1 protein-coding gene is annotated in these 704 nt (G+C 60.1%); it reads right to left on the bottom strand.

Going from position 1 to position 704, the window contains the following annotated elements:
* A partial coding sequence (locus QCE69_RS39340; protein ID WP_309936157.1) for a citrate/2-methylcitrate synthase occupies window positions 1–704 on the bottom strand: 704 nt, incomplete at both ends.

Here is a 704-nt window from a genome sequence, read left to right as displayed (position 1 = left end):
ACGGCGCTGAACCAGTCGAGATTGGGGAACATCTTCTTCGCGTCCCACATGACCGTTTCGAGGCGCTCGGCGATGCTGAAAAGCTTGGTGTCGCCCGCTTCCTTCGAGAGCTTCTTCGCGACTTCCTTGATGACCTTGTTGCGCGGGTCCGAGATCGTGTACACCGGATGCCCGAAGCCGATCACCACTTCCTTTCGTTCCACGCGCTGCTTGATGTCGGCTTCGGCTTCGTCGGCATCGAGATAGCGTGACTGAATTTCAAAGGCCACTTCGTTGGCGCCGCCGTGCTTCGGACCGCGCAACGCGCCTATACCGCCCGCAATCGCCGAATACATGTCTGAGCCGGTTCCCGCGATCACGCGCGCCGTGAAGGTCGATGCGTTGAATTCGTGTTCGGCGTAGAGGTTGAGCGACACGTGCATCGCATCGACCCACGACTTCGACGGCTCCACGCCATGCAGCAGATGCAGGAAGTGTCCGCCGATGGAATCGTCATCGGTTTCCACTTCGATGCGCTTGCCGTTGTGCGAGTAGTGATACCAGTACAGCAGCATCGAGCCGAGCGAGGCCATCAGCTTGTCGGCAATATCTTTCGCGCCCGGGATGTTGTGATCGTCCTTCTCGGGCAGGATCGTGCCGAGCACGGAGACGCCGGTGCGCATGACGTCCATCGGATGCGCCGAAGCGGGAATCCATTCGAGCGC

Origin of the sequence: Caballeronia sp. LZ032 (genome assembly GCF_031451315.1) — a bacterium.
Classification (GTDB): Bacteria; Pseudomonadota; Gammaproteobacteria; order Burkholderiales; family Burkholderiaceae; genus Caballeronia.
This window is presented reverse-complemented; position numbering and strand designations above follow the sequence as displayed.